The following is a 25431-nucleotide window of genomic DNA, read 5'->3' on the forward strand; positions in this document are numbered from 1 at the left end:
ATTTTGAATCTAACGTAACTCGCCTAAATTTATGAAGTAAATGGGTTTCCATCATTCAATCGGCTACCGCACCAATAGCAACTACCTCTGCGCTTTTTAACTTTGTGACCACAGTCTGGGCAATCGGTGCTGTATTCAGGATTTAGCTTCCCATCTTTAGTTCCATCACGCAGATCTATTTCTTCCATTTTCAGCATAAGCTCTTGCTCACTAACGCCATATTTAGTTTGCAAAATTTCCCACATAGCCTGACTAGCTAAAGACAATGTGTCTAGCCTCTTCTCTAAATGGTCAAGGTCTCCAGAATGGCTTCGAGTTTTTATCTGAGCTTCTGAGGCAATAGTATTGTTTCTATTAATCTGATCTGACTGAAACATGTTCCAGAAAAAAGCCATGCAATTTCCCTATTATTTACACGTAAAATCAAAACATTACAGTTTATCAACTAAGCTATCAATTCATAATGTACTTTCAAACAACTGGCTAAAACAAAACAGCCCGCAAAAGCGGGCTGTTTAACATCAATGAGCTGTTTAGCTTAAATGCTCGTTAACCAGTTATGCTGGTCTTGGGCTTTACCCCATTGAATATCGTTAAGCGCTTGGCGCAACTTCAACGTAGTTTCACCGGCTTCGCCATTACCAACGGTGTGTTCTTTGCCGTTGTGGATAAGCGTACCTACTGGCGTTAATACCGCAGCAGTACCCGATAAGGCCGCTTCACAACCTGGCTTAGCCGCACGCTCTAATAGCTCGTCAACGGTAAGCTCACGCTCACTTACTTTTAAGCCCAAGTCACTTGCCAAGGTTAGAATAGAGTTACGAGTAACCCCATGTAAAAAGCTGCTGTCGAGCGCTTTAGTAATTAGCTCGTCGCCGTCAATTAAAATAAAGTTAGCAGCGCCAGTTTCTTGTACATCGCCACCTGGGCAAAACAGTACTTGGTCGGCATCCACTTCGCTGCGCGCTTGGCTAATTGGCCCTAAAGCGCTGGCGTAGTTACCGCCCGATTTAACCATACCCATGTGTGGCGCACAGCGCATGCCGTTTTCTTCTAGCAATAAACGTAATGGCTTAGCACCCACCGCAAAGTAATCGCCCACAGGCGATAGCAATACGTAAAGCAATGCCGAGCTAGTTGGCGCGGCCGCTTTACCAATGGCAGGCTCGGTGCCAATAAAGGTTGGGCGAATATACATAGATCCCGGAGCAGCTGGCACTTCATCGGCAAATTTTGCCACAATGTCTTTAACCATTTGCTCTAATAATTCGGGTTTAAAAGCAGGTAGGCTTAATAACTCAGCAGATTGCGCCATACGTTTAATATTGGCGTCCATGCGAAAAATATGCACGCTGCCATCTTCATGACGAAAGGCTTTAAGCCCTTCAAAACAAGTGCTTGAGTAATGAAGTACGTGCGCGCCAGGGTGCAAGCTAATACTGTCAGACGAGACAATTTCACTATCACCCCATTGCTGATCTTCGTATTTTGCTAATGCCATTTGTGGCATAAAAACCGTACCAAAAGCTGCCATGTTGTGTTCCTACTTATGTTGGGGCTTTAAGCCCTATTCTTTATTTTGATTGTTTGTTCTTTAGCGAAGTAGAAAACTGGTGGGACTGAACGAGTTCGCGCTTTTATCAAACCGAGGTACCTGAACGACCAATGCCAATTTTTCCATAAACTGGATTCGCAGAATGGTAAAAGAGTATGTGGTCTTATGGCACTGCGATCAAGCTTAAGAAACCCTCAATCTGCAAATATTCTGCAATAAATGTGTATGCGAAGGGATTTTGGCTGCCAACAAAGCAAATTTGTAAACTGGCGTTGCTTAAACTTTCCCATAGCCCGCCAGCAATCAGTAGCAAGAAAAAGGCAAGGAATAACATTAGATCAGGGCTTCATTTTGCTTGTAGCTGTACTCGGTCAATCACAACTACCGCAAAACAACTCGTGATTCAGGCATCACCTAAATTTAGGTGATGCACTATTTTGGTAGCCCTATTAAGGGGTGAGCAACGCAATACCTTAGCCGCCGCATTCCACCTTAAACACCAAAACCAACGCATAGTATAAATGCCACGCGTTGCGAATCACTCTTAAGCAACTTGTTATACCGCTTTGCTGAGGCTAAAATGACCAATATAAAGACCACTTAAGAGACCGATTGTATGACCACTAGAATTTTAGCCGATGTTGCTGCAAGCATTACCGAGTTGAAAGCTAACCCTATGAAAGTTGCAACTAGTGCTTATGGCGAACCTGTTGCTGTATTAAACCGAAATGAGCCAGCATTTTATTGCGTACCTGCCGAAGCGTACGAAATGATGATGGACAGACTCGAAGATCTTGAACTACTAGCTATCGCTAAAGAGCGTGAATCTGAAGAGAGCATTTCGGTAAATATTGATGACCTATAAACTCGACTTTAAAAAGAGCGCACTCAAAGAGTGGAAAAAGCTTGGCTCTATTCTGCAACAACAATTTAAGAAAAAGCTAATCGAGCGCATAGATAACCCACATGTTCCAGCTTCAAAACTTTCTGGAGCTGACAACATGTATAAAATTAAGTTGCGTCAATCGGGCTACCGTCTCGTCTACAAAGTTGAAGACGATGTCATCATCGTAACCGTCTTAGCAGTCGGAAAACGAGAACGTAGCGATGTTTACCGTAACGCCATGAAAAGGTTAGATGATTAATTGCCAACGCCCGCATAAGGGGCAGCAAAATGTAGCGGCGATTGGTTTAAATTTGGGCGAAGCACCAAAACTAATCGCCGCGTAGTTTTGATGTCCCAGGGAGCTTGCGAGCGACTTGATGCGTTTGTTATAGCTCTGCGATATGCGCCAGTGTTTCAGGGTGTCGTTGCACTAACTTGAGCAAAGTAACAGCCTGTCCATTTGGAGCACTGCGGCCTTGCTCCCAGTTTTCAAGAGTGCGTGATGATGTATGAAGCAAACGGGCAAACACCCCACGAGACATGTTGAATTTTTCTCGAATTCCGACAATCTCATCAGGCGAGATATTTAACTCACTAATATCATTAACTTCATGAGTTTTCAGGGTCAACTTACCCTCAGAGTGCTGTTTTGCCTCGACAAGGGCTGAACTTAGTTCTGCAAATAAATCACGATTGCTCATTACGCCATGCCTCCATAAAAGCCTTTAACTGTCGTTTTTGGTCTGCGGTTAAATCAGCCATTTCATTCTTCCCGTAGATTGTCAGTAAGTAAAATCGCTTGCTCGCGTCAAGGAAGTAATAGATAACACGAGAACCACCTCGTTTGCCCTTACCCTTACTCGCTACTCTAACCTTTCGCAAACCACCTGTACCTTGAATTACATCGCCCTGTTTAGGGTTTGACATTAGCTCAGCTTGAAAAGATCTGAACTCATCGTCAGTTAAGTAACCTTCACGATATTTTTCAAAAATGGATGATTCTACAAATACACTTTTCATGAACAGAAGTGTACGCAAGATGCGTATAGATAGCAAGGGGCCAAACTAGCAGGGCCAACGCCCGCATAAGGGGCAGCAAAATGTAGCGGCGATTTGGTTAAACTTTGCGAAGCACCAAAACTAAATCGCCGCGTAGTTTTGATGTCCCAGCGCCCCGCCTTTCAGGGGCGCGACTTGATGCGCTTGTTATACACCAACTATCTCAGAATTCCTTCTCGGACACTAATTAGTCGGCTGTTAACAATAGATAATGTCTCATCACCCCACGTAACCGGATAGTACCACTCAGGATGTAAAATCTTCTCTATTTTCTCGAGCTGGTCAGGTTTTACACGCACAGAAACCTCATCCATAAGAATAGTAAACACGATACCTTTTAAGCGCCGATCCAGCACAACTATTGTTTTTAGAGCCCCTTCCTTGAATGCTACTTCCCTCATTTCTAATACCCAATCAAGGTCATTCGTAGCATTATCAGTGAGAAAGGAAAGCATCTGGTCTTGCTCAATACATTTTTCTTCAGATGCCCAGCAACTAAAGCAGGAAACAAAGAGCAGTGAAATTAATATCGTCAATGACTTCACAGAGTTTTCCTTGGTGTATAGACATAATGACTCCCCAAGAAGGTGCTGATCTCCAACTTCGTGGGTTAGCTGAAAGCCAGAGCCATAATAGTTAATGATAATAAACTAGATTGGAGATCAGCATGAATAAACATAACATACTTTTTATCGGCCTAGATACTCACAAAGAATTTGTTGAAGTCGCCTATATTGAAGACCAACGGGGTGCGCAAGCGGTGCACTTTGGCAGAATATCTAGCGCTAAAACCGCCATTGTGAAACTGGCCAAACAGTTTCAATCTAAATACCCACAAGCCACCTTACATTTTGTCTATGAAGCAGGGCCTTGCGGTTACTGGATATACCGCCTGCTCACTAGCCTTGGCCATTGTTGCTATGTAGTCGCCCCATCACTTATCCCTAAAAAGCCAGGCGATAAGATAAAAACCGATAAGCGTGATGCACTCAAACTTGCCAAGCTGCTAAAAACCGAAGACCTAACACCTATTTACGTCCCAGAGCCAGAAGATGAAGCTGTGCGGGATTTATCGCGTGCGCGTGAGACCGCTATGAAAGACTTAAAAGATGCTAAGTATCAGTTAAAAGCCTTGCTACTACGTAATAACATTAACTATGCGGGCACTGCCAATTGGTCGGCTAAGCACCTACGCTGGCTCACCGAGTTGGTGCTCCCCCACCCAGCACAACAAATTGCGCTACAAGAATACTTACACACCATTAATGAACGTATTGCTCGCCTAAAGCGTCTTGATAATGAATTAGCGCATCAGGTACAAGCATGGCGTTATTACCCAGTAGTGAAAGCCGTACAAGCCATGCGTGGTGTTCGATTATTAGTGGCTACAGGCTTGATTGCAGAACTGGGGGATATACGTCGGTTTGACCATCCACGTAAGCTCATGGCTTATGTGGGTTTAGTGCCTAGGGAACACTCAACTGGTGATAAGCGGCGCATAGGTGCCATCACTAAGTGTGGTAATGGCAGAGCAAGGCGTTTACTGATTGAAGGGGCACATAGCTACCGTTATCCGGCAAACATCTCTACCGATTTACAGCTAAGGCAGGAGGGCTTACCCAAAACAGTTGTTGATAAGGCGTGGCAAGCACAACTACGTTTATGCCGCCGTTACCAGCGTTTAATGCACAAAGGTAAACATTACAATGTGGTAGTCACCGCCATTGCACGTGAAATGATTGCCTATATCTGGGCAATAGCAAAGCAAGTGGTGTTAATAGACGTTAACCCCAAACATCGTTTAGCTAGGGTCCCCGCATAATGACAAGAATAGAGTTAATGTATGTGCTTAAGCATCGGCTGTGGCACAACCACCGACGGCGTTAGGATGGCAGTTATCGACAGGTAATTGACCCACGAGCATAGACTGAAGACAGGTGCCACGACGGAATAAGTAAGGTTAGCGCTACCCGCAGTTTGGGTAATCTACGGATATCAGCATGAAAACCGACGAACTTACTTGCTTCAAGCTCATGCATTAACTCGCCCTTTAGGCAAAGAGCAATGGTTCACACGAGCTAGGGATTTAGGCGCTCAACTTGACATGGGGAGTCATACCAACGCCCAACTATGGGGCTGATAAAGCTTGGCTAAAATTGTGTAGCGAAGCGGAACCGAGCCAAGCTTTAGCAGTCCCTCATGAGTTGTTTGTTAGGTGCAATTTTACGATGGCACCCATTTATTTGTACTGTATTCGAAAGCCCAAAAATCAGCACTACCCTGAGGTAGTTCTTTAAGTATTTCAATTCGTAATTCAGGTTTTTGAAGCATGTGTTTCTTTGCAGCTTCTTGTGCATTTTCGAATGTATCATAATGAGTAAAATCACCATCAACATACAATCTGTAATTATTTTGGCTCACATTGTTCTCGATTCAACAATCTTTAGGTTGCACCTAACGCCCCGGTCAGGCGGCGCCTGAAACGAAGTCTTTTTTGCGTTAATATTGAGCGCAGCGAATACGCAAAAAAGTGTAGCGTAAGGCGCTCGCTTGCACCGGTTTGTTATAAGCGCCACCTAGCGCGATAGTAAATATTTAATGCCGAACCCCGCCACCAAAAGAATGATGCCAAGCCCGAGCATATACATTGGCCCATAATCAGACTTATCACTGGGAACTACCTTATAAAACTGCCCACTCGGCTGATCGGAACCGACGCCAATTGGAAGAAAGTCTGTCAGTTGCGGAAGACCAGTAATATAGGCAAGTAACGTATAGACAACTATCAAACCGCCAAAAATAATTAAAAAGTAACTCACAGCCTCACCAGCTTATAACGCCCGGCACAGCAGCGAGCGTTAGCGAGTCCAGCCCCGAAGGGGCGATGCTGCTGCCGCTTGTTAATAGTTTTCAATTTCTGCACCTTCTATTAGTAACAGTTCTTCAAAAAACAACTTTGTATTTTCATGTCTTTTAAACGTCTTACTAAAATATCTGCGTTCATCATCAGTGAATTGATGAAGAGAAATTGGCTCGCTAAGTGTTCGATCTACAATTGCTTCCAAAACTGATAGGTTTATTCCAGTGGTCTGGAACTTTAAAAAACCACTAAAATCAATTGAAGCCACCTGGTCATCTTTCAATTCACAACATAACCAATCAATGTCTCTTATTTCCTTATTTATATCGGAAATACAAATGGCTATCGATTTTTCCGCAGTTTTCGAAGAATTCTTCTTCAAGACATTTGTTGGCAAGTGTAAAGCGGATGCCACGACACAATTGCCCTTTTCTTCAATTCCGATATCGATCATTTATATCCACTTCAATGACTATTAACGCCCCGCTAAGCTGTGAGTGAATGCGTGCCATAATGTGAAGCGAAGCGAAACTGGCACGCGTTTACGAATCAGACTTGAGCGGTTTGTTATGTGCAAATTTTTATCCCGCGACTCGAAAAGTAAGCTCTAATCTTAAGCCACCTTTGCTCGCTAACTTCTGAAAATAGCTCTCTCCAATCGGGGCAGTTTTCATAATAACTACTATTTGCAGACACAAGAAACGAATCTATTGATTCTGGGTGGAAATCGACACCAAGCTTTGCAAAATGCAACTTATAGTTTTCAATTATTTTTAACGATTCTTCATCGCTAACAAGCTGTAAAGAGTTTGCAAGTATTGGATACCAATTCATATTGTACGTGAAAAAGTGATCCCAACCCTCCATGTCAGCTATTGACTCTAAATAAGCGACAACAAAAATAAGCCACTCTTCTTCCGTAAGCAACTCGGTATTTGTTAGTCCTTTATCTAACACTTCATCTACGTTTTGCATCAATACTCCATTTGCACATAACGCCAACATTAGCGGCGAGTTGAGCGCCAGCGAAAACGAGTCCAAAGCCCGCCTGAGCGTAGCGAAGGTCTTGCGGGCTGATGCTACATGTTTTTGTTAGGTATTGACTCTATTTCTGCGATACTCAAGGTATTTTCGATATACGAGTTCATACCGCTCTAATTCTTTTTCCTTTAGTGGTGCTTTTCTGAGTTTACGTAAAATATCTTTGTACATGTAACCAGATCTAAAGAAAAATGGTCTAATTTCAATGAAACAAAGTGCCGCTTCAATGGCCTTAGAGTCTCCAGAAACAATTCGCTCAAGAGCATTTTCAAGGCCGCCTGGAAAAGCCAATTTAGGGTACCTTTCATGGAATTCCTTACAGGCAGACTCCCACTCTCGGAGCTTATGTTCATTTCGATTACGCAATGCAAAAGTTTCATGAATTCTGTCTCGTAAGCGTGAAATTTCCTTTTCACTTGCTCTAATCTCAGAATCGTAAAAACCCATTTCAAATACCTAACAGTTTATTAATAGGAAAATTTCCTTGTTTAAACACGGAATTTTTCCTCTTATCATACATTTGATAAAACCAAGGTTATCACTTTTCCTAAGCTACATCAGCCACCTAGTTCGAAAAATAACAAAAACATCAGCATAAAAGTATGCAATCACTTGTAGAAAGTAGGAATCGCATCAATACTGTATAAAAAAGGCTCTTCACCGTTCTTGGTGGAAAGTCATATCAAGCCCTCCAAAGTGAAATAGAATGGCTCGCTTAAAGCGCTCTTTATTTCTAAAGCCCATTGCACGTATTTTTAGGCGCTGGATGTTTCCGTTTATCGCTTCCGCCAAGCCATTTGATACCCTATAACGCATCGCATTGATGATGCCGTTTAAGTGCGTTTTCACGGTTTCTGCTGCTATCATCATCGGCCTGATTTGACTGACCTCTACCAGTGCTAACCAATCATTCCAAGCTGCTTTGGCCTGTCCTGCATTGCCATACCAAATGGCTCTGGCTTGTTCTTTAAATATCCAGCTTAGCCCTGTCTTTAGCATCACTTTAGCCAATGCATTCACTCTTTCTCTCAATGTCCCTTGTAGATAACTGTTTCTTTTTAACCAGCCATACCGTGTTTGGTGGCACTCTCTTTTCAATTGGTGGGGTAAATCCATGAGTTCGCTTTTTCTCACTTCATTTACTGCTTTAGTGAGGACCTTGGCGATATGAAAATGGTCTATAGCTATCATCTGCTTAGCCCGCTCACCAAAATAGTCATAGGTTGCGCTTATATACGCTCTGCTCATGTCCATTGATATAGAGCGCGTAGCCCCTTTTGATTCAAGGGGCAATGCCTTAAAGCAAGCAGATAGGCTTAGGCCTGCTCTCCCGTCTTCAACCGATATCACTTGGCCATCACGATTGGATAATACCGTGACATAGTCATGGCCTTTCTTAAATGCCGTTTCATCGACCAACAAGTCTTGGTGGTTAATGGTGGTTCTGGCTGTCAGGCCGCGTTGAACGGCTCGCGCCATAATGCGGTCAATAGCTCCCCAACTAAGCCGATAGGTTTTACTCACCGCGTATAAGGAACTGACTTTAAGCATGTCTATAACGTGAGTCTCAAACAACTCTGTGTAGCGACTGTTACTCGTTGCCCAAGGCACTTGAAGTGTTTGTACTCCATGCTCTGGGCAATCAGCCCTAGGTACTTCAGCTTCAATGCGTGTTTCAAACTGACAGGTATCTAAATGTCGCCAAACCCGCCGCCGAGTATCGTGGCGACGTACAGCCTTATCGCAAGAGGGGCAAGCCGTTAATGACGCTCGGTCATAGTCAACGCGTACGGTGATAGTTTGGGTAGACTCATTGAGTTCAACTGATGAAACAGTCCAAGGGTGAGTTAATCCAAGAATAGATTGATAAAGCGTGGTGTCTTGCATAGTAGCGAGGTATTAATGAACGTTTACTTATTATCTCGCTCATTAATGTTTGTTGAAAGTGTTTCCACTACATTCGGTGAAGAGCCATAAAAAAACAGTTCAAGGTATTGCTATGAGCTCACCTTATCTCAGTTATATAGAAGAAAAAATGCGAACCAAACGTTTTAGGGAGTCCACTATTCGCAGCTACCGACAGTGGATAAAACGCTTTATTTTATTTCATCAAAAAAAGCACCCTAGCGACTTACACAATCATGAAGTTGAGCAATTCCTCAGCCACTTAGCCAATCAACGAAACTTGGCTCCGCAAAGCCAAGCAGTGGCACTAAACGCTTTAGTTTTTCTTTATAAAGAGGTGGTTAATAAGCCTTTATCACTTCAATTAGACTTTCGCCATAGCAAACGCCAAGCCAAACTGCCTGTTGTGCTCACTCGCCACGAGGTTACCGCATTAATAGATGCGCTTTCCCCACCACACGTATTAATGGCTCAACTCATGTATGGTAGCGGCCTGCGAAAAACCGAAATGTTACGTTTACGGATTAAAGATATTGATTTTGACTATTTCGGTATTGAAGTATGGGACGCCAAAGGGGGTAAGCATAGGCGTGTGACACTGGCAAAGTCATTGGTTGCGGCAATACAAAAGCAAATTACTGTTGCCTATCAGTACTACCAAAGTGACAAGCTAAAAAACGAATATGCCGGCGTATATTTACCTTATGCTCTTGCTAAGAAGTACCCAGCTGCTCCACTCGACTTTGCTTGGCATTATTTGTTTCCTTCGCACTCTTTAAGTAAAGATCCCAACGATGGCTGCATTCGCCGCCATCATCTAGACCCAAGCGGTATTCAAAAAGCACTTAAGGCTGCCAGAATAAAAACTCACATTCGTAAACCCATCACTTGCCACACCTTGCGCCACTCTTTTGCTACGCATTTATTGCAGCGAGGTACAGATATTCGCACCATTCAAGCTCAGTTAGGTCACAGTGATATTAGAACCACTCAGATTTATACCCATGTACTTAATATGGGGGCCGATGGCGTGGCTAGCCCACTAGATATGGTTTAAGGCAAATTATGCAAAGCCGGTGAAAACTCTACATCTGAATGTTGTACTAAGGTAGGCGTAGTTAAACTTAAGCATTGCTCAATGCTGACTTGCACAAAACGTTGTGCGCCCGGATAAGGTTTTAGCTGCGACACATCCCAAATGATTGATGCCTTACCTTTAATCCAAAAACTACAGCCGGTTTCAAAGTCTGGTATGTATAAACCTACTCTTGAGTCGGCCACTATATTGCCAAGGGTGTTGAATAAATTATTACCCGAGAAATCAGGGAACACTAGGCTTGGCATTTTATCGCTTTTACCCTTAAGCACATGGACAAAGCCCGGCTTACCGCCGCGGTGAGAGATATCAACTCCATCGCTGTCTTCGCTATTTAAGGCGGCAGCTCTAGAGGCAATAAAAAAGGTGTCGCAATGCCTTAGTACCTGCTCAAGCACTACATCACTTACTGCCAGCTCGCGAAAGTCTGCTGCCTTGGGCACAAAAGCATGGTTAAACACACTTGGCTTTAACTCGCGCTTTTGAATGTACTTAGGGCAATTGCCAAAGCTTTGTTGTACCTCAAAACGCAGCGCTTGCTCACTTGAGTATGTAACCAAACCGTTTACGCGATTACGCCGACGAGTCGTTAATTCTAAACCCAACAAGCCTATGCTGTCACCCACCGACAATTGAGCAACTTGCGCGTATTCGATTAGCGCTCTGGCCTCGATAGACAAGGTGGTAGCATTGGGCGAGCTAACAAAACCCTGCTCACCCAAAATAGGCGAAGCCCAAGGATGCCCTTGATTGTCTAGCACGCCGGCATACAACAGAACTTGTTGGCTAAAAAACTCACGATGCTGCTCGGGCATATAGTTGCGAATGGCTTTATCACCAATGGCTTTGGCAATATCCGCTACTCCTACCCGTTGCTGCACGCTTAGTTCACCTTGATGAAAAACAGCCATAAATACCTCCCCCGTTTTTACCGCAAACGTTTGCTATAAACCCAAGTCACTCAAGCTTGGGTGATCGTCTGGCCTGCGCCCTTGCGGCCAATGAAACAGCCGTTCTTCTTCACTTATTGCTAGATCATTAATGCTGGCATGACGGCTTTGCATTAAGCCATTTTCATCAAACTCCCAGTTTTCGTTGCCATAAGCGCGATACCATTGGCCAGCTTTGTCCTGCCACTCGTAGGCAAATCGCACCGCAATACGATTACCGCTATAGGCCCATAACTCTTTAATCAAACGGTAAGCTTGCTCTTTTTCCCACTTTTCACTCAAAAACTGTTGAATTTGCGCGCGGCCCTTAATAAAGCTATCGCGGTTTCGCCAATGGCTATCTTTGGTATAGGCTAAAGCCACTTTTTCTGGGTTGCGTGAGTTCCAACCATCTTCAGCCATGCGCACTTTTAGTGCAGCTGTGTCGGCATTAAAAGGCGGTAACGGAAGGCGCTGCTCTATGGTCATACTGTTTTCCTATGTTTGAGTCGTAATTCATTGAATGCGTTCTGTTTAAGCAATTTTTAGGCTAGCTCGGCGTTTATCTCGCTAAACGCCGAGCTATTTGCACTAACTTAAACGGCTTCTTTTAAGGGAGTTTTTTGCATTGCAACAAATCCATCAAGCGCTTCTACATTCGCTAACCAGCGCAGAATATTTGGGTAAGCGTCTAGCTCAACCTTGCCTTCTGGTGCATGAGCGATGTAGGAGTAACAGGCTACGTCGGCAATGCTCGCTCGCTCACCTACCATCCACGCTTTACCTTCAAGCAAACCATCAATAATCGACAGCATTTGATGGCTGGCTTCAATTACTGCCTCTTGATCAAACTTGGCGCCAAATACCGTAATTAAACGAGCGCGAGCTGGTCCTTCGGCGAGGTTGCGTGCAGCTAGCGCCAACCATTGTTGAATCTGCGCTTGTTGTTCGCTGTTTTTCGGGTTCCAGCTCGGCGCATAGGTATTGGCAAGGTGAATGATAATGGCGATGGAATCTCGAATCACCAGGCCATCGTCGTCAAGTACCGGTACTTGAGTAAAAGGGTTAATCGAGCGAAAAGCGTCTTGTTTGTGCTCTCCTTGCGCTAAGTTAACTGGAGTTTTTTGATACTGCAGTTTTAGCAATGCCAGCATTAATCTCACTCGATGGGCGTGACCAGACAACTCGAAATCGTAAAGCTTTAACATAACTTTGTCCTTAATTGATTAAACATTCTTGGCTGACAAACCTGATGACTTCGCCTTCGCAAAGTAAACAAGTCTGTCTACTTGCCATTTAAATTAGGAGACAGATCTGTCTATGTCAATAGAAATATCACCCAAAGAGCAGCGACAAATTTGAATGGTCAGCTAACAGTCTGTTTTAATTAGAGAATTAAAATTTGAAAAATTTTTGAACCAGAGAGTTTGCCGAATCAGGAGACAGAGCGGTATACTTAACACGAAGCAATCAGGAAACATTATGGCCAGTACTAAACGCGATTTACTTATCGACACCGCCCAAGGGCTGTTTTACCAACACGGTTTTAGAGCTACGGGTATTGATACCATTTTGGCTGAGTCAGGCGTGGCCAAAAAAACCTTGTATAACCATTTTAAGTCGAAAGAAGATCTTATCGTTGCTTGCCTATATCGGCGTGATCAGCAGCTGTTAGCGCTATTAGAAAACAGCATTGAACAGCTTGCTCCTCAGCAAAAGTGCCAGCCACAGTTTGCCCGCATCATGGCTTTTTTTGATGCCCTTGATAGTTGGATTAACTCAGATAACTTTTTTGGCTGCATGTTTATTAATGCCTCAGCCGAATACCACCAAGCGGATAATCCGGTACATATTGCCTGCACCGAACACAAAAATTTGGTGATAAAACTTATCGAAAAGCAGCTAAGTGAATTAACACTTACTCAACCGTTAGAGACCGCCAAAAAGCTAGCTATTTTAGCCGATGGCGCGATAGTAGGCGCTCACACCACTAACGATTTAGACTCAGCCAAACAGGCTAAAGCAGTGGCTGAAGTACTGTTAAACAGCTATGCCGAAGCGGCATAGCTATAGCGCTGGGCTAAGCTTGTAGATATTGCCGCTATCACCACTAAAATAGATGTTTCCTTGGTTATCGCTAAGTAGCGCGCGCACCCGTTCATTCAAGTCTTCAAGTAAACGTTCTTCACCAACGGGCATACCGTTTTCATCCATAATGATGCGGTTAATATGCTGTAGTTTTAATGCTCCGCTTAGTAAGTCACCTTGCCAAGCCGGAAAAGCAGCGCCGGAGTAAAGCATTAATGAACCGGGCGCAATAGAGGGAACATACACTTTTAAGGGTGAGTTTATGCCTTCTTTTATTTCTGCTTCGCCTACCTTTAACGGCCCCCAATATTCCTTACCATGAGAAGTAATTGGCCAACCATAGTTAGCGCCTGCTTCAATTAGATTTAGCTCATCACCACCACGCGGGCCGTGCTCTATAGCCCATAGGCGCTGGTGCTTTGTATCATAAGCGAGGCCTTGAGGGTTGCGGTGACCGTAACTATATATAGCGTCGGCTACTTTTCTATTAGCTACAAAAGGGTTGTTGCTTGGTAGGCTACCATCAAGGTTTAGTCGAATAATGCTGGCTGCGTGGTTGGCAGTATTCTGGCCATTGTCACGCTCTCCCCTATCACCAACAGAGAAATACAGATAAGTGTCATCGAACGCAATTCGACTGCCGTAATGACGATTAGTAGAACCCGCAGAGTCGGTAACGAGCACATCTTGCCAGTTACTCATCATCACTTGGCCAAATTCATTTTGCTTAATTTGCGCTTTGGCTAGGGTTGTTACGCCGCTGCCATTGAGTGGCTTACTGTAGGTAAAATAGAAGCTTCCATCGGGTCCACGTACAACATCTAACAATCCACCTTGACCCTGCGCCCAAATTGCCGGTAAACCTGCAATACTTTTCCAAGCTTTCTTCCCTTGTTTAGCTTGAGTAAGGTTAACACTTACTAACTCACCATGGCGCAAAGTAACAATCAATGTATCGGCATTAAGCCAAGCCATACCCCAAGGCACACCAGGCAGTTGAGTGAGGGCCTCTACTTGTAAGTTGTAATCTTGGCTGGTGTGTTGAGTAGGCTTCGCATTAAGCGCACCAGTGAAAAGCATAGCCGCAAGTACACCACTCAAAAGCCACAAAAAACTTATACGATTACTTAGCTTGCTCATTAGTTTATCCCTACGCCGAACCAAATGGACAAGCTAACTATAAGCAAATTTAGCGGTTTTCTACAGTTTAATATCTGCTCACATAAGTTAGAAAATTCAAACAAGAAAGCCGACTAAGGTCGGCTTTCAGGACTACAATTTTTACCTATTTACGCGTTTATAAAAACACACTTGGGATTTCGTTTGGATAACGCTCTTGAGCTGGCTGGTTGTAATCAATGTCAGACACACCCAGTAAGTTAAGCACTTGGTACAAGGTTTTAGCTACATGGCCAAAAGCAATACCAGCGTGGTGCGGATAACGCTTCTCAACCAACACATGGCGATAAAAACGTTGCATCTCTGGGATACCAAAGGCAGCAATTGCACCAAACGATTGCGGGTCGATATCTAAAATATCACCCTGCGCAACGTAGGCTCGCAACTTAGTATCGGCGGTGGATTGCAAACGAAATAGGGTTACTTCACCCGGTTTAATTTGTCCTTCCAAGGTGCCACGAGTGATATCAGGTTCTTTGCCTGGCTCCATCAAGCTATGCATAATTTTTTGAAAACGCAGTTGCGAGTTTTTCATGCAGCTTGGCGCAGTATTACCACAGTGAAAGCCCATGAATAAGTCCTTCGCCGTATAGTTACCCATTACCGCCGCGTTGGCCTCAACCATGTCTTGTGGCACAGTGTTGTTAATGTCTAACAAAGTGGCTGGGTGATTAGTAGCACAGGTGATCATGTACTCAGACAAAGCACCATAAATGTCAACTTCACAAGCAACCGGAATACCGCGCTGCGCTAAACGTGCATTTACGTAACATGGCACAAAACCAAAGAACTTCTCAAACGACGGCCAACACTTATTGGCAAACACGCCAAAGGTAGACGCGCCCATATTAGCCGCATGAAAATCTAACAAAGCCGCTTCGTATTGCGCCAGCTTAGGCAGCAAATCTGGGTATGGGTTGTTATCACCAAGTTCTGCTTCCATCTCGGCAACAATTTTAGGAATGTCGGCATGGCCTTCGGCAGCTTGATAGATATCCAGCAAATCAAGCTCACTGTTTTCCATAATCTCTACGCCAAGATCAAACAAGGCTTTAATAGGCGCATTACAAGCCACAAAATCTTGTGGACGCGGACCAAACGAGAAAATCTTAAGCCCTTGCAAACCCAAAATTGTGCGAGAAACCGGAACAAAATCGCCAATCATGTTGGCTACTTCACTTGGCGTGCCAACTGGGTATTCTGGAATATGCACAGCTAAGTTACGCAAACCAGCACTGTAAGAAGCATTTAATACGCCGCAGTATGCATCGCCGCGCGCATCTTTAAGCCCCGCAGTGGCTTCTTCGGCGGCAGCGACAAACATAGTTGGGCCAGCAAATCGCTGCGCCATAATGCTTAGTGGACCTTCTGGGCCAAAGTTGCCTAAATAAATAACCAGTGAATTAATGCCTGCTTGCTCGGCTTCAGCTAAGGCTTTCACTACATCGTTTTCATTTTCGATAATGGTTTGTAGCTCAACCACTTCAATGTCTTTTTCAGTGCACGCTGCAGCCACTGCTTGGCGGCGCTGCTCAGACAATGAAAGTGGGAAACAATCGCGGCTAACCGCAACAATACCTAATTTAACTTGTGGGATATTTATCATCACTCGCTCCACGGGTGCTTGGTCTTTGACCTTGGTTTTTTATTGCAGCCAGTGTGCAGCGAGAAGTAACTGCGAGTGAATTGACCTTGGTCAATAAAGGGTAAGCTTGTAAGTTTGCGAAACAGCCATGTGAAAAAACATTAATTTGAAAAGGGATTTACAACATAACAACAACAGATTTGTGAACAAAAAACGACGTTGGAAAGTAACAGGCAATGCAGAAGATAACAGTATATTTTGGCCACTCAATTAGGCTATATGAGCCAATAAAAAAGCCACAGTGTCGATAAGAGATTATGGCTTAACGACACTGAGGCTTAACTATTTGAGGTAGCAAGACTATTTGTAAAAGGCTTCTACTTCACCCTTAAGTTTAATCAGCATTGGCTGGCCAAAACGGTCTTTAGCTTTAGGAGACGGGATTTTTACCCAACCTTCGCTAATGCAGTATTCTTCAACGTCGGTGCGCTCTTTGCCATTAAGTTTAATGCCAATGTCGTGCTCGAAACACTCGGCAACATGGAAAGGGCTGCGAGGGTTGCCCGCAAGGTGATCTGGCAAAGCAGGTTTAGCGTTATTTTCGCTCATGTTAACTACCTGAAATACGTAAAAAGTGCGTCATTGTAGACAATGCCAGCGCTAGACTCAATAAACGAAAAAATCACGCTAAGCTCTATTGCCAGTGCTAGCTTCCAGACTCTGACGCTAAGGAAGCTGAGTTACTAGAAGGCTTTTTAGCAGCAAAAAAATCGCAGGCTTGGCGATCAGCCATGGTTGGCTGTTCCCATGCTCCGCAAAGATCTTTTTGGTTTTCACGAGTTCGGGTAAATTGCCTGCATTGTCCGCACTTGTTCATACTCTATTCCTTGAGGTTAAAACACCCCAAGAGGCTAAGTAATAAAGCGCTATAAGCTTTTGATATAAATCAATATATCATTACTCAAGCAGAAGTGATTTAAGCGCCTTGCGAATAAGTGTGTCGGTTATTTCACTGCTTACTACACGTGCAGCTAACAAACCCAGTACACCGGCTACGGCTAAGATCCAAATGGTTAAACCAAAGAGTAAATAGCTGCCACCAAGCAATAGCAACAATAAACCTAAACGCACTAAATGAGTAATCAGCGGAAATACTGGTAAAGGACTGGAAGCATTAATCTGCTCACAAGCCTGCTCTAACAAGTCAAACTGCTTATCTCTTTCTAGATGGGCAATTTCTTCGAAATAATCTATGTAAGGTTTAACGTCCATGTTTACTCTAGTGATCAGGGCGGGAGCATACTTTGATGGATTTATAACCCAAAGAAGACTCTTGCCCTATAATCATCGTTCCAACCCGCTTTCTTCAGCTTCACTTTTTGGCTCGGCGCACCACATTCGCATTGCTTGAGCATATTCATCACAAAACGTCTAGATAACGCAATGTTTTCAACGGCACCATCTAAAGTAATACGAGAGCTATCTTCTTTAAAAACAACATCTAAAACATAATGTTGGCTGTTCTCAATCCGCCAATGCTGGCGAATATAATGGCCCAGTAGTTTGTGGTTTGGCGACAAAGAACTAATGTAGTAAGAGGTATCTACAGTACCTTTACCATTGATCACACGATGGCGTTCCACTGCTATGATGCTTCTTATCGTCGGCCATTTCTTCGCCAATTCGTCGGGCAATTTGGCCTTTATCTGAAATACGTATCGCTCTTCGCTGCGACCATGTTTTTTCTCTTTGACCTCGGTGACTATTTTCTCTTTACCTGCATCAAAAATCGCTTGGAACTGCTCCACAACAGCCGCTCTAAGCTTGGGCTGATTATTCTTAACCTGGACAACAACATGCGCTTGTTTTTCTTTGATTTTTTCTAGTGTTTCACGCTGGCAATGCAGTGCATCAACCGTGACAACACTACCCTTTACATTAATGACATCAAGCATTTGACGAACAATGCTTATTTCACCATTTTTAGTCTCAGTCGGCTTTTGGCTTAGAACGAGGCCACGCTCGGTGTCGTAAGCCGTGACCAACTGCAATGCTGTTTTCCTGTCGTTACGATAGGAGCCCCGTAGAACCTTTCCGTCAAAAGCGATAATGGGTTTGTTCTGAGTAGTTCGTTGTTCGTTAATCCAAAGAGCCAAAGCTTCAAGCAAAGATTCCGCAACAACGGAACGCAAGATGCGAGCTATCGTGTGTCTTCGAGGGATGCCATGCTCGAATGGTCGATATTTTCTTAACCAGTCGAGTTTTTCTTCTCCAAAAAATTCAATGTCTTGCCAACCTTCGCATCCCGATGCGATAGCGCTGATCACAAGGAACATAACATCAATAAGGTTGTGTTTCTGGTTGATGTCCGATCGAGTATCTTCTACAACAGATAAGTGTTCAATAAGGTTCAAAATGACTGTGCTGCTGAGGGTTTGGCACAATTAGATCATATTAGTTAACAAAGTGCGATCCCGCCCTGCTCTAGTGATAGGGGTATGGAACCCATTTTACAATAAACTACGAGGTTTATCGCCGCCTACGATTAATGTGTAAAAAGCAGGATATTAAGAACAAATCATCGAACTTAAAAGCTCTGCAAATGGTTGCTCTTGAGTAAAATATTTTGCGAGCCGGTTGGTATCCAATCGCAACCCAAACTAAGGCAAGCAAGGCAAAGAATTAAGCTTTGCCTCTTGCCATTAAATCACTTTTGAGTTTGATACAAGGCGACTCGTTGCTCCAGCGAAAGCATAGTATTAGCGACTTTTTCTGCGGTATCGGCAAGCAACTGGCTTTGCTCAATTAACACGGTGTTTTTGTCTCTGATCTCATTAATACTTTGCTCTATCTGGTTACAAGCATCGGTTTGTTCGGTGGTGCTGTTAGCTATTTGGGTATTCACATCGCGCATATCACTTACGCTCTGATTAATTTGAGAAAGCGCGCTACCACCAGACTCAATTTTGGCTTTAGACTCATCGGAATACACCAACCCTTTTTGCATTGAATCTACCACTTGCGAAGCGTTGGTTTGCAAGGTATCGATGATTTGATTAACCTCTCCTGTCGATTGCTGGGTTCTGGCTGCCAATGCCCGCACTTCATCAGCCACTACTGCAAAACCGCGCCCTAACTCGCCTGCGCGGGCGGCTTCAATGGCGGCATTTAAGGCCAGCAAATTGGTTTGTTCCGATATCGCTTTAATCACTTCGATAACCGCGTTAATTCCTTGTACATTGTCGTTAAGTTGGCTGGTATAAACTTCCGAATCGCTAAGCAAGCTATTTAGTGTTTGGGTGGCAGCTACCGATTCATCTACATCTTTTGAGCCAGACTGAATTTGCGCCTCTACGGACTCCGCGGCATTTGCCGCATTGCTGGCATTATCAGCCACATGACGCGCCGAATGGGATAACTGCACAGAGGCGCTAGCGACAGAATCACTTTGCTGCATTTGCTGCATAACAATTTCTTTGGTTTCGCTACTTTGCTGGTTTAGCCCACTCACTAAACCATTTATATCGACAATAGATTGTTTTAAGTCGCTAAACAGTTCATTGAATTCGGTAATTAAAGTATTGAATGCAATCACCGTGGGGTGCTCAGTATTGCTGGTAATAGTGGCAGTAAGGTCTTTGTTTTCAGCCAACTTATCGACGGCCAAAATAACCGAGTTCGACACCTTCGCATCCTTAGCCATGTTGATCGCGTAAAAAATCAGTACCCCACTTTCTACCACCACAAAAGCTGCGTGCACAAAAGCCGTTCCCCAGGAGCAACCGGTGCTATATAAAATCACCGGTATACCGCCTAAACTCGCATCATTTAGCTGCAAAGCAGTAAACACCAAGTGATGCACGGCAATTAAGCCCGCCGCAGCCACCACTGGTAACCAATCTTTGTAGATCAATACAAACGCCAAGGCCGCAAAGATATGAAAATGCATTTCTAATCGGCCCAATTGGGCCTGAATCATTACCATGGAATACACCATCAGCAACATGGCATTTATGCAAGAAGACAGACGAGTTCCGCGCATATACGTATAGTTAAGCAAGGCTACAATAGAGATGAGCACCGACATGGTTAGCGCAAAAGAATGGCTTGCGTAACCAATAGGTACCAGCAGCCCTACTACTGGTAAATGAGCCAATAAAATGTACAGTACCTGCTTATCGGCTAGCTGTGCGGAGTTAGAAATCATAATAAATCACCTTGTTGCAATAACTTAAAATCGGTAACTACCTGGCTAATATCAAGGTTTTGCTGGGTATATACCAAGCTCACCTCACCTTGAGGGTTAAGCAGGTACAAGTATGCTGAGTGGTCAACAACTTGCTGGTCGAAACTGGTTGAGACATAACCTGGAAAGCGTTGTGATACCTCGATAGATTGCTGAAAGTCAGCAACCTGACGAAACTCCACCTTGTTTAACATCGCAGAGCTAAAGGCCTGTTGAGGGGCAGACATCACTAAATCAATATACAAAAACTGGGCGGCCTGTAATGCCGCATCATCGGCTAAGGCCGCTAAATTGAGTAACTGGCGAGGGCAAGCCTGACTACAGCCCTGAAAGCCCAAAAACAAATAAGTATATTTGCCATGGTAATCACTAAGCTCACCCTGCTGATTTAGCAAAATATTGTAAGCCTGAGCTTGGCTAAGTTGCCCATAAAAATCGCCAGCTTGGGAAACTGGCTTTACAAATGGCAACGCAAAAGCAAACACGGCTGGGCAAACAAACAGCAAAAGTGCCCTAAATTTAACGAGATACTGGTTCATCATTTCAGCTTAGTTGCAGCCAGACTAGTAACCCAGTTATCAGTAATCGGGTTTTTGAACTGTCTCTCATTTTTTAGCGAGGCAATAGCCAAGCGAATAAAGGCCATAGAGAAAAGAAAAAGCGAATGCCCAGCACTCGCTTGTTAATGGAGACGTTGATTTAAACTATAGTTGCCAGGCACCTGCTGCATGAGCTTCCGCCGCATAGGCAGAAAAAGATTTAGGCTTGCGCCCCAAAGCTTGCTCTACCCCCTTGCACAAATGGCTATTTCGACCATCCATTACCGACCCAAATAACTCATTCATTAGCCATAACATGTCTGCTGGCATGCCTTGTTTTTTTAGTGCTTCAACAAACTGGCTTACACTAATATCGATAAACTCAATGGGCTTATTTTGTGCTTGAGCAACTTGCGCCACGCAGTCGCGCAGGGTTAATAACTCGGGGCCCGTTACTTCAAACAAAGTATTTGCTAAAGCCGGTTTAGTTAAACAAGCTACTGCCACTTCGGCAATGTCGTCTACATCGACAAAGGGCTCTAATACATCACCGGCTGGCAAAGCAACTTGTCCGGCGATCACCGACTCAATTAAAAAGCCTTCACTAAAGTTTTGCGAAAACCAACTGGCTCGCACTACATTCCACTTTAAACCGCTATTAATGAGTTGTTGCTCTGCCTGCTCGGCGCCTTGCTCACCTCTGCCCGATAGCAACACTAGGTGTTTTATGCCGGCTTTTTTAGCCTGTACGATAAACTCCGCAATATGTTGTTTGGCGGCGGGAACCGCCAGATCGGGTTGGTAAGTTACGTAAGCAGACTCGCAACCCTGCATTGCCTCTAGCCAAGTATCTGGTTTGAGCCAATCAAAAGCTGGAGAGCTTGAGCGGGAAACACCGCGAGTACTTATGCCTTTAGCCTGCAGTAGTGATTCTACGCGACGTCCGGTTTTACCTTTTGCGCCAATAATTAAGGTGGTTGCTGTCATCTTGTGCTCCTAAATATTTGTTGAAGACATAGTGTGTTAATCACCTATTTAGTATTTGATAAAGCAACTGGATGTTTAATACCCTTAAAGCTACAATTTTTAACCATTCGTCCAAATAAGCGAGAGTAAGGGTTATGTCCATCAATCCGGTATTTTTTCCTACTGCTAACGACCCTTTGGGAGAAACGCTGCATCAACTGCGGGTAGATGGCGGATTGTATTGTCGCTCGGTGTTGCGCGGGGACTGGTCTATCTCTATGCCGCTTTTGCCTGGTAAGTTGATGTTTCACATAGTGACGAAAGGCCAGTGCTGGTTGTGTATTAACAATCAAGCTCCGCAACAACTAAAACAAGGCAGTTTGGTATTAATACCGCACACACTTGGTCATAGCTTAACGAGCAATCCTCAACTAAGCCCCACGCCACTTTTTGAGTCTGGGGTAAAACGCCTAAGTGAGAGATACGAAACCTTAGAGATTAACCAAAGCGGCGAGTTAACAGAGGTAACCTGTGGTGTGCTCGGCTTCGACCAGCTGGCGGCGCAACAACTCATTCAGCAATTGCCACCGGTATTAAGCCTGCACCAAAGTGAGTTAGAACACCCGCAATGGCTTACCAATACCCTTGATCTTATTACCGCTGAAGCGCAGCAACTTAAACCTGGCGGGGAAACCATCATTACCCACTTGGCCGATATTCTGGTGATACAGCTCATTCGCCATTGGCTTGAACAAGCGCCACAGGCCAGTGAAGGTTGGTTGGGAGCATTACGCGATAAACAAATAGGCATCGCCTTACGGGCGATTCACCACCAGCCAGAAAAAAGCTGGACAGTGGCAAGCCTAGCCCAAGAATGTGGTATGTCGCGCTCGGGGTTTTCAGCCCGGTTTAGCCAACTCATTGGCAACAGCGTTAAAAACTACCTCACTCAATGGCGAATGAACCTCGCTCATCAGCGCTTACAGCAACAGCACGTTCCGTTAATAGAACTGGCCGAAGAGCTCGGCTATAACTCTGAAGCGGCTTTTTCTCGGGCGTTTAAGCGGGTAATTGGCAAATCACCAGGTAAGGTCTACTCAATGTAGCCAGCTAAGTTCTCCGCTAAACTTGCGGCTCTTAATAACAGCACCAATACTCAAGTAGCTTGCCTGTGCAACAGCATGTGTTTGGCGGCATAATGTGGATACTTTTAGCAGTATTTGCAGCGGTTTTTCAACTTAAGTCATTTATTGATCAAGGAAGAAATAATGCACCCACTTCAGTTTGCGATTACTAGCGCTGTTATAATGCTATTCAGCTTGCCAAGCTTAGCTGCTACCGAACCCAAACCAGCCACCGAGTTTACCAAAAAAGCCAATGCTGCTGTATTGGAAAGCCTTCCCTTCAACGACACCGAAGATTTTGAGAATGCCCAACGCGGCTTTATTGCTCAACCAGACACCCTTACCATTAAATCGGCCGACGGCAAGGTTGTATGGGACTTAGAGCAGTACAAAGCGTTTATATCGGTAGATAAGGCTGCGCCAGACACGGTAAACCCCAGCCTTTGGCGCAATGCTCAACTGGTTATTCAATACGGTTTATTTGAAGTTACACCTAATATTTATCAAGTGAGATCTTACGATCTATCTAACATTACCTTTGTTAAAGGCGACACCGGTTGGATAGTATTCGACCCGCTCATTTCACCAGAAACCGCCAAAGCAGCCCTAGACTTAATTAATCAAAAATTAGGGGAGCGCCCAGTGCTTGGCATTATTTATAGCCATAGTCATATCGACCATTACGGTGGCGCTACTGGTCTTGTTACCAAAGCCGATGTAGAAGCAGGAAAGGTGCAAATTTTAGCGCCAGAACACTTTACCGAACACGCGGTATCAGAGAATGTGATTGCCGGCAATGCCATGGGACGACGTGCGGTTTATATGTACGGTGCCCTACTACCACGCAACGCAACTGGTGGTGTGAACGGCGGCTTAGGCATGACCACGTCTACCGGCTTGGCGGGTTTACTCTTACCCACTCAAGAAATCAAAGAAACAGGCGAGGTTGTAAGCATTGACGGTGTGGAGATGGAATTTCAAATGACACCAGGTACCGAAGCCCCCGCCGAAATGAATACATGGTTTGCTAAATGGAATGCTCTTTGGATGGCAGAAAACACCACCAATACTATGCACAACATTCTTACCCTACGCGGCGCACAAGTGCGTGATGCACTTAAGTGGTCAAGCTTTCTTAACGAGACCATAGAGCGTTGGGGCGACACGGTAGAAGTAAAATTTCAGAGCCATCATTGGCCAGTGTGGGGCAACGACAACATTGTTCCCTACTTCAAAAAGCAGCGCGATATTTACAAATTTACCCATGACCAATCGGTGCGTTTAATGAACCAAGGTTATAACGGTGAAGAAATATCAGAAATGCTTAAGCTACCTCCAGAGCTAGAGAGCAATTGGCCAACCCGTGGGTATTACGGCACTTTACGCCACAACAGCCGAGCGGTATACCAGCGTTACATGGGCTGGTACAACGGTAACCCATCAGATCTAAATAATTTACCGCAAGAAATGGTGGCTAAAAAATACATGGAGTTTATGGGCGGTGAAGCACAAGTATTAGAAAAGGCTCAAGCCTCTTTTGATAAAGGCGAATATCGCTGGGTGGCCGAGGTAATGAAACACGCCGTATTTGCTAACCAGCAAAACCAAGCAGCTAAAGAACTACTCGCTGACGCTTATGAACAACTTGGCTATCAGGCAGAATCTGGCCCTTGGCGCTCAGTGTATTTGCAAGGTGCTTACGAACTGCGCAATGGTGTTCCTAGCGCTGGCGGCACGCAAACAGCCACACCCGATACCATTCGAGCCATGACACCAGACATGCTGTTTGACTACCTCGCGGTGCGTTTAATAGCCGAAAAGGCGCAAGGGAAAAGCTTCACCATTAACATCGACTTTACCGACATAGACAGTCACCACAGTTTAACGTTAGAAAACGCCGTATTAAACCATAGCCAAAAACAAGTAGCCAAAGCCGACGTAAGCCTAAGTTTAAGCATGCAAACCATGAACAATATTCAGCTTAAACAGCTTAGTTTTGATGATGCCATTGCCAACGGCGACATAAAAATTGCCGGCGACAAAGTGGTGTTTGATAGCTTTTTAGCCATGCTAGACGAGTTTAACTTCTGGTTTAATATTGTAACGCCTTAAATAACTACTGCCTTGTACACTCTATGTTTCACTTAGAGCGTACAAGGTACTCCTCAATGAACAACAGCAAAGCCTGTCCTGCTCACTTCGCTTCGCTCATACCTATGAGCACTCAGACTTACACCACAAAAACCAATAATAATAAGCACTGAATAAGCACCAATGAGAAGCCGGTCTAAGTTCTTAATAAAGCAATCTTGCACACTAAATCGATAGACACTCTCAAACAATGGCTAAGTAACCACAGTATTGTGGATACAT

At 44.4% G+C, this 25431-nt stretch carries 30 protein-coding genes; 7 read left to right on the plus strand and 23 right to left on the minus strand.

Annotated elements, in window-relative coordinates; translation table 11 throughout:
* Positions 1-29: 29 nt before the first annotated feature.
* Together K5L93_RS04015 and K5L93_RS04020 are read right to left on the minus strand one after the other, a co-directional pair.
* On the minus strand, positions 30-395 hold the full coding sequence (locus K5L93_RS04015) for a hypothetical protein (RefSeq protein WP_220718569.1): 366 nt from the start codon (positions 393-395) through the stop codon (positions 30-32).
* 143 nt (positions 396-538) lie between these two features.
* Positions 539-1534 (minus strand): branched-chain amino acid aminotransferase, encoded by a 996-nt coding sequence (locus K5L93_RS04020; RefSeq protein ID WP_220718570.1) that lies wholly within the window; start codon positions 1532-1534, stop codon positions 539-541.
* A gap of 637 nt (positions 1535-2171) precedes the next feature.
* On the opposite strand from K5L93_RS04020, the gene K5L93_RS04030 reads away from it, so the two are divergent.
* Entirely contained in the window at positions 2172-2420 is a 249-nt protein-coding gene (locus K5L93_RS04030; RefSeq protein WP_005377003.1) for a type II toxin-antitoxin system Phd/YefM family antitoxin, read from the plus strand.
* Positions 2410-2700, plus strand: a complete 291-nt coding sequence (locus K5L93_RS04035) for a type II toxin-antitoxin system RelE family toxin (protein ID WP_220718571.1) — start codon at positions 2410-2412, stop codon at positions 2698-2700. Before K5L93_RS04030 ends, K5L93_RS04035 begins: the two co-directional genes overlap by 11 nt.
* A gap of 127 nt (positions 2701-2827) precedes the next feature.
* On the opposite strand, the gene K5L93_RS04040 is transcribed toward K5L93_RS04035, so the two are convergent.
* From K5L93_RS04040 to K5L93_RS04050, 3 genes are all read right to left on the minus strand, one after another.
* On the minus strand, positions 2828-3142 hold the full coding sequence (locus tag K5L93_RS04040; RefSeq protein WP_220718572.1) for a helix-turn-helix domain-containing protein: 315 nt from the start codon (positions 3140-3142) through the stop codon (positions 2828-2830).
* The gene (locus K5L93_RS04045; RefSeq protein WP_220718573.1) at positions 3129-3461 is read right to left on the minus strand and encodes a type II toxin-antitoxin system RelE/ParE family toxin; all 333 of its coding nucleotides are present in this window, start codon (positions 3459-3461) and stop codon (positions 3129-3131) included. Before K5L93_RS04045 ends, K5L93_RS04040 begins: the two co-directional genes overlap by 14 nt.
* 197 nt (positions 3462-3658) lie before the next feature.
* On the minus strand, positions 3659-4045 hold the full coding sequence (locus K5L93_RS04050; RefSeq protein ID WP_220718574.1) for a hypothetical protein: 387 nt from the start codon (positions 4043-4045) through the stop codon (positions 3659-3661).
* Positions 4046-4167: 122 nt separating this feature from the next.
* On the opposite strand from K5L93_RS04050, the gene K5L93_RS04055 reads away from it, so the two are divergent.
* A complete protein-coding gene (locus K5L93_RS04055) occupies positions 4168-5322 on the plus strand; it encodes an IS110 family RNA-guided transposase (RefSeq protein ID WP_220718575.1) in 1155 nt (384 codons plus the stop codon).
* 401 nt (positions 5323-5723) lie between these two features.
* Here the strand turns inward: K5L93_RS04055 and K5L93_RS04060 are convergent, their stop codons facing one another.
* From K5L93_RS04060 to K5L93_RS04085, 6 genes are all read right to left on the minus strand, one after another.
* Positions 5724-5921, minus strand: a complete 198-nt coding sequence (locus tag K5L93_RS04060; RefSeq protein ID WP_220718576.1) for a hypothetical protein — start codon at positions 5919-5921, stop codon at positions 5724-5726.
* A 155-nt stretch (positions 5922-6076) separates the two neighbouring features.
* Positions 6077-6319, minus strand: coding sequence for a hypothetical protein (locus tag K5L93_RS04065; protein WP_040306963.1), 243 nt, complete (start codon positions 6317-6319; stop codon positions 6077-6079).
* Between the two features lie 81 nt (positions 6320-6400).
* Positions 6401-6814, minus strand: a complete 414-nt coding sequence (locus K5L93_RS04070; protein ID WP_220718577.1) for a hypothetical protein — start codon at positions 6812-6814, stop codon at positions 6401-6403.
* Positions 6815-6927: 113 nt separating this feature from the next.
* A complete protein-coding gene (locus K5L93_RS04075; RefSeq protein ID WP_220718578.1) occupies positions 6928-7335 on the minus strand; it encodes a hypothetical protein in 408 nt (135 codons plus the stop codon).
* 117 nt (positions 7336-7452) lie between these two features.
* Positions 7453-7848, minus strand: coding sequence for a hypothetical protein (locus K5L93_RS04080; RefSeq protein WP_220718579.1), 396 nt, complete (start codon positions 7846-7848; stop codon positions 7453-7455).
* A gap of 210 nt (positions 7849-8058) precedes the next feature.
* A complete protein-coding gene (locus K5L93_RS04085) occupies positions 8059-9288 on the minus strand; it encodes an ISL3 family transposase (protein ID WP_220718580.1) in 1230 nt (409 codons plus the stop codon).
* Between the two features lie 112 nt (positions 9289-9400).
* On the opposite strand from K5L93_RS04085, the gene K5L93_RS04090 reads away from it, so the two are divergent.
* Positions 9401-10363: an integron integrase gene (locus K5L93_RS04090; RefSeq protein WP_220718581.1), complete on the plus strand. Its 963-nt coding sequence runs from the start codon at positions 9401-9403 to the stop codon at positions 10361-10363.
* Here the strand turns inward: K5L93_RS04090 and K5L93_RS04095 are convergent.
* The 3 genes from K5L93_RS04095 to K5L93_RS04105 all read right to left on the minus strand — a co-directional run bounded on the left by K5L93_RS04095 (position 10360) and on the right by K5L93_RS04105 (position 12539).
* A complete protein-coding gene (locus K5L93_RS04095) occupies positions 10360-11313 on the minus strand; it encodes a pyridoxamine 5'-phosphate oxidase family protein (protein WP_220718582.1) in 954 nt (317 codons plus the stop codon). The genes K5L93_RS04090 and K5L93_RS04095 overlap by 4 nt on opposite strands.
* A 33-nt stretch (positions 11314-11346) precedes the next feature.
* Positions 11347-11820, minus strand: a complete 474-nt coding sequence (locus K5L93_RS04100) for a nuclear transport factor 2 family protein (RefSeq protein ID WP_373869966.1) — start codon at positions 11818-11820, stop codon at positions 11347-11349.
* Positions 11821-11927: 107 nt separating this feature from the next.
* The gene (locus tag K5L93_RS04105) at positions 11928-12539 is read right to left on the minus strand and encodes a glutathione S-transferase family protein (RefSeq protein ID WP_220718583.1); all 612 of its coding nucleotides are present in this window, start codon (positions 12537-12539) and stop codon (positions 11928-11930) included.
* Positions 12540-12813: 274 nt separating this feature from the next.
* Here K5L93_RS04105 and K5L93_RS04110 point away from each other — a divergent pair, with 274 nt between their 5' ends.
* A complete protein-coding gene (locus tag K5L93_RS04110; RefSeq protein ID WP_220718584.1) occupies positions 12814-13398 on the plus strand; it encodes a TetR/AcrR family transcriptional regulator in 585 nt (194 codons plus the stop codon).
* Here K5L93_RS04110 and K5L93_RS04115 read toward each other — a convergent pair whose 3' ends face one another.
* The 9 genes from K5L93_RS04115 to K5L93_RS04155 all read right to left on the minus strand — a co-directional run bounded on the left by K5L93_RS04115 (position 13399) and on the right by K5L93_RS04155 (position 21955).
* Positions 13399-14559, minus strand: a complete 1161-nt coding sequence (locus K5L93_RS04115) for a PQQ-dependent sugar dehydrogenase (RefSeq protein WP_246614979.1) — start codon at positions 14557-14559, stop codon at positions 13399-13401.
* 157 nt (positions 14560-14716) lie between these two features.
* Entirely contained in the window at positions 14717-16204 is a 1488-nt protein-coding gene (locus K5L93_RS04120; RefSeq protein ID WP_220718585.1) for an L-fucose/L-arabinose isomerase family protein, read from the minus strand.
* Positions 16205-16543: 339 nt separating this feature from the next.
* Positions 16544-16792 carry a DUF3297 family protein gene (locus tag K5L93_RS04125; RefSeq protein ID WP_016402731.1) on the minus strand — a complete coding sequence of 83 codons (249 nt, stop codon included), beginning with the start codon at positions 16790-16792 and terminating at the stop codon, positions 16544-16546.
* A 97-nt stretch (positions 16793-16889) separates the two neighbouring features.
* Positions 16890-17060, minus strand: a complete 171-nt coding sequence (locus tag K5L93_RS04130; RefSeq protein WP_016402730.1) for a hypothetical protein — start codon at positions 17058-17060, stop codon at positions 16890-16892.
* An 80-nt stretch (positions 17061-17140) separates the two neighbouring features.
* Positions 17141-17455: a hypothetical protein gene (locus K5L93_RS04135; protein ID WP_220718586.1), complete on the minus strand. Its 315-nt coding sequence runs from the start codon at positions 17453-17455 to the stop codon at positions 17141-17143.
* 41 nt (positions 17456-17496) lie between these two features.
* Positions 17497-18597: an ISAs1 family transposase gene (locus K5L93_RS04140; RefSeq protein WP_220721412.1), complete on the minus strand. Its 1101-nt coding sequence runs from the start codon at positions 18595-18597 to the stop codon at positions 17497-17499.
* A gap of 293 nt (positions 18598-18890) precedes the next feature.
* Positions 18891-20390, minus strand: a complete 1500-nt coding sequence (locus K5L93_RS04145; protein ID WP_220718587.1) for a methyl-accepting chemotaxis protein — start codon at positions 20388-20390, stop codon at positions 18891-18893.
* Complete coding sequence (locus K5L93_RS04150; protein WP_220718588.1) at positions 20387-20968, minus strand: SCO family protein; 582 nt, start codon at positions 20966-20968, stop codon at positions 20387-20389. The genes K5L93_RS04145 and K5L93_RS04150 overlap by 4 nt, the downstream gene beginning before the upstream one ends.
* Positions 20969-21133: 165 nt before the next feature.
* Entirely contained in the window at positions 21134-21955 is an 822-nt protein-coding gene (locus K5L93_RS04155) for an NAD(P)H-binding protein (RefSeq protein ID WP_220718589.1), read from the minus strand.
* Between the two features lie 134 nt (positions 21956-22089).
* On the opposite strand from K5L93_RS04155, the gene K5L93_RS04160 reads away from it, so the two are divergent.
* Positions 22090-23040 carry an AraC family transcriptional regulator gene (locus K5L93_RS04160; protein WP_220718590.1) on the plus strand — a complete coding sequence of 317 codons (951 nt, stop codon included), beginning with the start codon at positions 22090-22092 and terminating at the stop codon, positions 23038-23040.
* Between the two features lie 162 nt (positions 23041-23202).
* The gene (locus K5L93_RS04165; RefSeq protein WP_220718591.1) at positions 23203-25170 is read left to right on the plus strand and encodes an alkyl/aryl-sulfatase; all 1968 of its coding nucleotides are present in this window, start codon (positions 23203-23205) and stop codon (positions 25168-25170) included.
* The last annotated feature ends 261 nt before the right edge of the window (positions 25171-25431 follow it).

It is taken from the genome of Agarivorans litoreus, assembly GCF_019649015.1.
GTDB lineage: Bacteria > Pseudomonadota > Gammaproteobacteria > Enterobacterales > Celerinatantimonadaceae > Agarivorans > Agarivorans litoreus.

Excerpts from the sequence above, each read along its gene's own strand:
- K5L93_RS04015 (WP_220718569.1), bottom strand. The coding sequence starts at position 395 with ATGGCTTTTTTCTGGAACATGTTTCAGTCAGATCAGATTAATAGAAAC.
- K5L93_RS04020 (WP_220718570.1), bottom strand. The coding sequence starts at position 1,534 with ATGGCAGCTTTTGGTACGGTTTTTATGCCACAAATGGCATTAGCAAAA.
- K5L93_RS04030 (WP_005377003.1), top strand. The coding sequence starts at position 2,172 with ATGACCACTAGAATTTTAGCCGATGTTGCTGCAAGCATTACCGAGTTG.
- K5L93_RS04035 (WP_220718571.1), top strand. The coding sequence starts at position 2,410 with ATGACCTATAAACTCGACTTTAAAAAGAGCGCACTCAAAGAGTGGAAA.
- K5L93_RS04040 (WP_220718572.1), bottom strand. The coding sequence starts at position 3,142 with ATGAGCAATCGTGATTTATTTGCAGAACTAAGTTCAGCCCTTGTCGAG.
- K5L93_RS04045 (WP_220718573.1), bottom strand. The coding sequence starts at position 3,461 with ATGAAAAGTGTATTTGTAGAATCATCCATTTTTGAAAAATATCGTGAA.
- K5L93_RS04055 (WP_220718575.1), top strand. The coding sequence starts at position 4,168 with ATGAATAAACATAACATACTTTTTATCGGCCTAGATACTCACAAAGAA.
- K5L93_RS04070 (WP_220718577.1), bottom strand. The coding sequence starts at position 6,814 with ATGATCGATATCGGAATTGAAGAAAAGGGCAATTGTGTCGTGGCATCC.
- K5L93_RS04075 (WP_220718578.1), bottom strand. The coding sequence starts at position 7,335 with ATGCAAAACGTAGATGAAGTGTTAGATAAAGGACTAACAAATACCGAG.
- K5L93_RS04080 (WP_220718579.1), bottom strand. The coding sequence starts at position 7,848 with ATGGGTTTTTACGATTCTGAGATTAGAGCAAGTGAAAAGGAAATTTCA.
- K5L93_RS04085 (WP_220718580.1), bottom strand. The coding sequence starts at position 9,288 with ATGCAAGACACCACGCTTTATCAATCTATTCTTGGATTAACTCACCCT.
- K5L93_RS04090 (WP_220718581.1), top strand. The coding sequence starts at position 9,401 with ATGAGCTCACCTTATCTCAGTTATATAGAAGAAAAAATGCGAACCAAA.
- K5L93_RS04095 (WP_220718582.1), bottom strand. The coding sequence starts at position 11,313 with ATGGCTGTTTTTCATCAAGGTGAACTAAGCGTGCAGCAACGGGTAGGA.
- K5L93_RS04100 (WP_373869966.1), bottom strand. The coding sequence starts at position 11,820 with ATGACCATAGAGCAGCGCCTTCCGTTACCGCCTTTTAATGCCGACACA.
- K5L93_RS04105 (WP_220718583.1), bottom strand. The coding sequence starts at position 12,539 with ATGTTAAAGCTTTACGATTTCGAGTTGTCTGGTCACGCCCATCGAGTG.
- K5L93_RS04110 (WP_220718584.1), top strand. The coding sequence starts at position 12,814 with ATGGCCAGTACTAAACGCGATTTACTTATCGACACCGCCCAAGGGCTG.
- K5L93_RS04115 (WP_246614979.1), bottom strand. The coding sequence starts at position 14,559 with ATGAGCAAGCTAAGTAATCGTATAAGTTTTTTGTGGCTTTTGAGTGGT.
- K5L93_RS04120 (WP_220718585.1), bottom strand. The coding sequence starts at position 16,204 with ATGATAAATATCCCACAAGTTAAATTAGGTATTGTTGCGGTTAGCCGC.
- K5L93_RS04125 (WP_016402731.1), bottom strand. The coding sequence starts at position 16,792 with ATGAGCGAAAATAACGCTAAACCTGCTTTGCCAGATCACCTTGCGGGC.
- K5L93_RS04130 (WP_016402730.1), bottom strand. The coding sequence starts at position 17,060 with ATGAACAAGTGCGGACAATGCAGGCAATTTACCCGAACTCGTGAAAAC.
- K5L93_RS04135 (WP_220718586.1), bottom strand. The coding sequence starts at position 17,455 with ATGGACGTTAAACCTTACATAGATTATTTCGAAGAAATTGCCCATCTA.
- K5L93_RS04145 (WP_220718587.1), bottom strand. The coding sequence starts at position 20,390 with ATGATTTCTAACTCCGCACAGCTAGCCGATAAGCAGGTACTGTACATT.
- K5L93_RS04150 (WP_220718588.1), bottom strand. The coding sequence starts at position 20,968 with ATGAACCAGTATCTCGTTAAATTTAGGGCACTTTTGCTGTTTGTTTGC.
- K5L93_RS04155 (WP_220718589.1), bottom strand. The coding sequence starts at position 21,955 with ATGACAGCAACCACCTTAATTATTGGCGCAAAAGGTAAAACCGGACGT.
- K5L93_RS04160 (WP_220718590.1), top strand. The coding sequence starts at position 22,090 with ATGTCCATCAATCCGGTATTTTTTCCTACTGCTAACGACCCTTTGGGA.
- K5L93_RS04165 (WP_220718591.1), top strand. The coding sequence starts at position 23,203 with ATGCACCCACTTCAGTTTGCGATTACTAGCGCTGTTATAATGCTATTC.